This window comes from Mycobacterium sp., assembly GCF_035653355.1.
Classification (GTDB): domain Bacteria; phylum Actinomycetota; class Actinomycetes; order Mycobacteriales; family Mycobacteriaceae; genus Mycobacterium.
In genome coordinates this window covers 1-5,679 of record NZ_DASRBZ010000359.1, presented here as the reverse complement: position 1 = coordinate 5,679, position 5,679 = coordinate 1, and the positions used below count along the sequence as shown (strand labels likewise).

Sequence of the window (5,679 nt, the reverse complement as noted above, 5' to 3'; positions counted from 1 at the left end):
TCCCGCGAGAAGACGTAACAGCCCGCGTTGATCTGGTCGGTCGGCGGATCCTGCGTCTTCTCCAAAAACGCTGTCACGAGGCCGTCTTCGGTCGGCACACAACCGAATGCCCGCGGGTCGGAGACCCGCACCAGATGCAGGGTGACATCGGCTTGATTGGCGCGGTGATAGTCGAGCAGTTGGTGCAAGTCGGCGCCGGAGAGCACATCACCGTTGAACACGATCACGGTGTCGTGTCGCAGCCGCGAGGCGACGTTGGCGATCGCCCCGCCCGTGCCCAACGGGCGTTCCTCGGGCACGTACTCGATTTGCAGGCCCAGCTTCGAACCGTCACCGAACTCCGCCTCGAACACTGCCGGCTGATACGAGGTGCCCAAGATGACGTGCTCAATGCCGGCCGCTGCGATCCGCGACAGCAGGTGGGTCAGCAACGGCAGCCCGGCGATCGGCAGCATCGGCTTAGGCGCCGACAGCGTCAACGGACGCAGCCGGGTCCCCTTGCCGCCGACCAGGACAACTGCATCGACCTGTGTCACCGTGCCCGCCGCCCTTCTGCAAGTCTGCGTCGCGAGCTGCGCACCATCAGACGTTCGCGTGCCGCCAATCCGGCCCGCATCAGCCATCGCAGCGGAGCCCGCCACCAACCAGGATGCCGATCGGCAAGGAATATATAGGTGCTTCGGTGATGGGCCGCCAAGCTGCTGGCCGGATCGCTACCGGTGACGTGGCCCTTGTGGTGCAGCACTTCCGCCGACGGCACGTAGACGTTTTGCCAGCCCGCCTTCTGCAGGCGGTCGCCGAGGTCGACGTCCTCGAAGTACATGAAGTAGCGCTCGTCGAACCCGCCGACCTGCTCGAACGCCGCGCGCCGCACCAGCAGGCACGATCCCGACAGCCAGCCGACCGGCCGCTCGGTGGGTTCGAGCCGCTCCTGGCGATAGGCCGTCGACCACGGATTGGTACGCCACAGCGGGCCGACGACGGCGTGCATGCCGCCGCGGACCAAGCTGGGCAGGTGACGCGCCGACGGGTACACCCCGCCGTCGGGATCCCGAATGAGCGGGCCCAGGGTCGCCGCGCGAGGCCAGCGGGCAGCGGCCTCCAGCAGCGCGTCGATGCTGCCGGGACCCCACTGCACGTCGGGGTTGGCCACCACCACCCACTCGTCGGCATCGCTGAGGCGGGCGACGGCGCGATTCACCGCGGTTCCGTAGCCGAGGTTGCCGCCGGTGTCGAACAGCCGCACGTTGGGATACCGCTCGACGGCGGCTTGCGGTGCTCCGTCGGTGGAGCCGTTGTCGGCCATCAGCACGCTCACCGGCCGGTCGGTGGCCAGCGACAGCGAGGCCAAGAAACGCTCCAGGTGCGGGCCCGGCGAATAGGTCACCGTCACGACCGGCAGCACGTCACTCACGGGTAGAGGGTAGCGGTCTGGAGGCGATCGCAAGCGCGGCGGAGCCGGGCGCAGCGGGTCGCCGACCGTCGGCCTATGCGCTCAATGCCGCGGCCAGCGCTTCACGCCATCCCCGCAGCGGTGACAGCCCGGTTTGAACAGCTAACCGGTTGGACAGCGCGGAGTACGGCGGCCGCCGCGCCGGGCGCGGCACGTGGTTGCTGCTGACCGGCCGCACCCGATCCGGGTCGGCGCCGAGCTCTTCGAAAACCGCGCGAGCCTGTTCATGTCGCGTCACCGCGCCCTCGTTGGCGACATGCAGGATTCCTTTCGTCGGGCGCGTGACCCGCCCGTCAGCTATTTCCAGCAATGCCGCGCACAGGTCGGGGACATAGGTGGGCGATCCGGTCTGGTCGTCGACTACCTCTATGGTGCGGTCCTCCGCGGCCAGCCGCCGCATGGCGGCCACGAAATCCTTGCCGGTTCCGCCGGTATAGACCCACGCGGTGCGCACGACGGTGGCCTGCGGCAGCGCTGCCAGCACGGCGAGTTCGCCGCCGAGTTTGGTCAGCCCGTACACGCTGAGCGGACCGGTTTCGTCCTCGGGTTCATACGGGCGGGGTATGGAGCCGCCGAAGTCGCCGCTGAACACGTAGTCGGTCGAGATGTGGATCATGTTCGCGCCGACACGCGCACACGCCCGCGCAATGTACTCCGGTCCGGACACGTTGACCGCGTGCGCGCTCGCCTGGTCGCTTTCCGCGCCGTCGACGTCGGTATAAGCCGCGCAGTTGACCACCACGTCGCCGTGCTCGACGATCCGCTCCGCGGCATCGGGGTCAGTGATGTCCCACTGCGAAGACGTCAGCGCCAGCACGTCACGCCCTTGGCGGGTGGCCTCGTCCGCTAAAAAGCTACCCACCTGCCCGCCGGCGCCGGTGATCACAATCCTGCTCGTCACGCCCCCGAGTCTGGCACGCCGATCCCTGCCTAACCCGAAGACGGCTGTTACATAAGTAGTCTAAAGTGATGCCTGCGCAACGTGTGATCCGCGCCGTTGCCACTGCGGCGGCCGTCGCCGTCGTTCTCGGCACCGGCGTGGCATGGAGCAAAGTCCGCTCGTTCGAAGACGGGATCTACCACATGTTCGCCCCCTCGCTCGGCCAGGGCGGCGACGACGGCGCGATCGACATCTTGCTGGTCGGCATGGACAGCCGCACCGACGCGCACGGCAACCCGCTCTCCAGTCAGGAGTTGGCGACGCTGCGGGCCGGTGACGAGACCGCCACCAACACCGACACCATCATCCTGGTGCGGGTGCCCAACAACGGGAAGTCGGCCACCGCGATCTCGATTCCGCGCGACTCCTACGTCTCTGCTCCGGGGCTGGGCAAGACCAAGATCAACGGCGTCTACGGCCAGGTCCGCGAAGAGAAGCGGGTGAGCCTGGTCGAATCGGGGATCGCCGAAACCGAGGCCGAAGCGCGGGGCACCGAGGCCGGACGCGAAGCCCTGATCAAGACCGTCGCCGACCTGACCGGGGTCACCGTCGACCACTACGCAGAGATCGGGCTGCTCGGCTTCGCGTTGATCACCGATGCCCTCGGCGGCGTCGACGTATGCCTCAAAGAGCCTGTCTACGAACCCCTTTCGGGTGCCGATTTTCCCGCCGGCTGGCAAAAGCTCAACGGACCGCAGGCGCTGAGCTTCGTCCGCCAGCGTCACGACTTGCCCCGCGGTGACCTGGACCGGGTGGTGCGCCAGCAGGTGGTGATGGCGGACCTGGCCCACCGTGTGCTCTCCGGCAAGACGCTGTCGAGTCCCGCGACACTGGAGCGGCTGCAAGGCGCCATCCAGCGTTCGGTGGTGCTCTCGTCGGGCTGGGACATCATGGACTTCGTGAAACAGCTGCAGAAGCTGGCCGCCGGCAACGTTGCGTTCGCCACCATCCCGGTGCTCGACGAAGCCGGCTGGAGCGACGACGGCATGCAAAGCGTGGTTCGGGTGGATTCGCACCAGGTGCAGGAGTGGGTCGGCAGCCTGCTGCACGACCAAGACCAGGGCAAGACCGAGGAGCTGGCCTACAGCCCGGCCAAGACGACCGCCGACGTGCTCAACGACACCGACATCAACGGCCTGGCCGCTGCAGTGTCACAAGTCTTGGTAGCCAAGGGGTTTACCGCCGGAAACGTCGGCAACAACGAAGCTGCGCACGTGAAATCCAGCCAGGTGCGGGCCGCCAAGGCCGACGACCTGGGGGCTCAGCAGGTCGCCAAGGACCTCGGCGGGTTGCCTGTGGTCGCCGATCCGGCGGTGCCGCCGGGATCGGTGCGGGTGGTGCTGGCCAACGACTACACCGGCCCGGGTTCCGGCCTCGACGGCACCGCCTCAGCGGCACCGGCGGCCTCGTCGCATTCCGCTGCAGCGGCCGCGAAGGACACCACCGCTCCCCCGCCGTCGCCGATTCTTACCGCCGGCGCCGATCGTCCCGAGTGCGTCAACTGACGTGACCAATCTCAGCGAGGCGATTCTCGAGCCGATGCTGCGCAGCGACCCGGTCGGACCGCGCATCACCTACTACGACGACGCCACCGGCGAGCGCATCGAGCTGTCGGCGGTGACGCTGGCCAACTGGGCCGCCAAAACCGGTAACCTGCTGCGCGATGAACTGGGTGCCGGGCCGGCCAGCCGGGTCGCGGTGTTGCTGCCCGCGCACTGGCAGACGGCTGCGGTCTACTTCGGCGTGTGGTGGATCGGAGCCGAAGTGGTTCTCGGCGGCCGCGCTGACATCGCGTTGAGCACTGCTCACCGGCTCGACGAAGCCGACAGCACCGGCGCTACCGAGGTGGCGGTGCTGTCGCTGGATCCGTTCGGGCAACCGGCGCCAGATCTGCCGGTGGGCGTCACCGACTACGCCACCGCCGTGCGGGTGCACGGCGACCAAATCGTCGCCGAACGCCGCCCCGGGCCCGCACTGACGGGCCGCTCCGTCGACGAGGTGCTGGCCGACTGCCAAATATCAGCTGCCACAACGGGTTTGACGGCCAGCGATCGGGTGCTCTCGACGAAGTCGTGGGCGACTCCCGACGAGCTGGTCGGCGGTTTGCTGACAGTCCTCGCCACCGGCGCGTCGCTGGTGCAGGTGGCCAATCCCGATCCCGCGGCGCTGCCGCACAGGATCGAAACCGAGAAGGTCACCCGCGTCCTCGAGTGACGGGTGTCGCCGGCCGAAGCGCACCGCCAAATACATATTGGTATCGCAATATTTCTATGTTAGCGTCGTGCGAAGGTGAGCTGAACTCAGCCGGAACGGGAGAAAGGTTAAGCGATGGCGGTGCACGGGCTACTCGCAAAGGCGGCCACAACGGTAGTCACGGGACTGGCCGGGGTGACTGCCTATGAGGCGCTGCGCAAAGCGTGGGCCAAAGCTCCGGTTCACGAAGCGGCGGTGACGGCCGCGGAGTGGGGGCTGCGCGGAAGCCGGCGCGCGGAGGAGGCAGCCGAGTCGGCGCGGCTCAAGTTGGCCGACGTGATGGCCGAGGCGCGTGAACGCGTCGGCGAGGAGGTGCCCACTCCGGCCGTGAGCGCCGTCGACCACCACGAACACTGATCGCGCCCGATGACCGCCGCCGTTGACAGCGACCTGGTCGTCGTCTCCGACGCCGCCGGCCGCATGCGGGTCGAGGTTGCCTGGGTGCGCTCGAATTCCCGCCGCGCCGTCGCCGTCGAAGAGGCGGTGGCCCAACAGAATGGGGTGCGCGTCGTCCACGCCTACCCTCGGACCGGATCTGTCGTGGTCTGGTATTCGCCGAAGCGCTGTGATCGCTCCGCGGTGCTGGCAGCGATCAAGGAGGCCGCGCATACCGCCGCCGAACTGATTCCGACCCGCGCGCCGCATTCGTCGGAGATCCGCAACGCCGACGTGCTGCGGATGGTCGTCGGCGGGGCGGCGCTGGCGTTACTGGGTGTGCGCCGCTACGTGTTCGCCCGCCCGCCGCTGCTCGGCCCGACCGGCCGGCTGGTAGCGACCGGCGTCACCGTGTTCACCGGCTACCCGTTCCTGCGCGGCGCGCTGCGGTCCTTCCGCTCCGGTCGCGCCGGCACTGACGCCTTGGTGTCCGCTGCGACGGTGGCCAGCCTGGTGTTGCGCGAAAATGTGGTCGCGCTGACCGTGCTGTGGCTGCTGAATATCGGTGAGTACCTACAGGATCTGACGTTGCGGCGCACCCGGCGGGCGATCTCCGACCTGCTGCGCGGCACCGCCGATACCGCATGGATTCGGATGG

The 5,679-nt window shown here is 68.2% G+C and carries 6 protein-coding genes and 1 pseudogene; 4 read left to right on the top strand and 3 right to left on the bottom strand.

Features of this window, described 5'->3' with window-relative positions:
* From VFA16_RS12565 to rfbD, 3 genes are all read right to left on the bottom strand, one after another.
* Nucleotides 1-536: nucleotidyltransferase family protein (locus tag VFA16_RS12565; protein ID WP_324968125.1), on the bottom strand; the 536-nt coding region annotated here is incomplete at its 3' end.
* Nucleotides 533-1,414 carry a glycosyltransferase family 2 protein gene (locus VFA16_RS12560; RefSeq protein WP_324968124.1) on the bottom strand — a complete coding sequence of 294 codons (882 nt, stop codon included), beginning with the start codon at nt 1,412-1,414 and terminating at the stop codon, nt 533-535. The genes VFA16_RS12565 and VFA16_RS12560, both read right to left, overlap by 4 nt.
* 73 nt (nt 1,415-1,487) lie before the next feature.
* A complete protein-coding gene (rfbD, locus tag VFA16_RS12555) occupies nt 1,488-2,354 on the bottom strand; it encodes a dTDP-4-dehydrorhamnose reductase (RefSeq protein ID WP_324968123.1) in 867 nt (288 codons plus the stop codon).
* Between the two features lie 65 nt (nt 2,355-2,419).
* On the opposite strand from rfbD, the gene VFA16_RS12550 reads away from it, so the two are divergent.
* The 4 genes and pseudogenes from VFA16_RS12550 to ctpC form a co-directional block, all read left to right on the top strand.
* Nucleotides 2,420-3,898 (top strand): LCP family protein, encoded by a 1,479-nt coding sequence (locus VFA16_RS12550; protein ID WP_324968122.1) that lies wholly within the window; start codon nt 2,420-2,422, stop codon nt 3,896-3,898.
* Nucleotides 3,899-3,932: 34 nt separating this feature from the next.
* Nucleotides 3,933-4,607, top strand: coding sequence for a TIGR03089 family protein (locus tag VFA16_RS12545; protein WP_324968126.1), 675 nt, complete (start codon nt 3,933-3,935; stop codon nt 4,605-4,607).
* Between the two features lie 114 nt (nt 4,608-4,721).
* Complete coding sequence (locus VFA16_RS12540) at nt 4,722-5,003, top strand: DUF1490 family protein (protein ID WP_324968121.1); 282 nt, start codon at nt 4,722-4,724, stop codon at nt 5,001-5,003.
* A gap of 9 nt (nt 5,004-5,012) precedes the next feature.
* Nucleotides 5,013-5,679: pseudogene (ctpC, locus tag VFA16_RS12535) on the top strand (manganese-exporting P-type ATPase CtpC); the annotation flags it as partial.

Coding starts and splice junctions, on each gene's coding strand:
- VFA16_RS12540 (WP_324968121.1), top strand. CDS start 4,722: ATGGCGGTGCACGGGCTACTCGCAAAGGCGGCCACAACGGTAGTCACG.
- VFA16_RS12545 (WP_324968126.1), top strand. CDS start 3,933: ATGCTGCGCAGCGACCCGGTCGGACCGCGCATCACCTACTACGACGAC.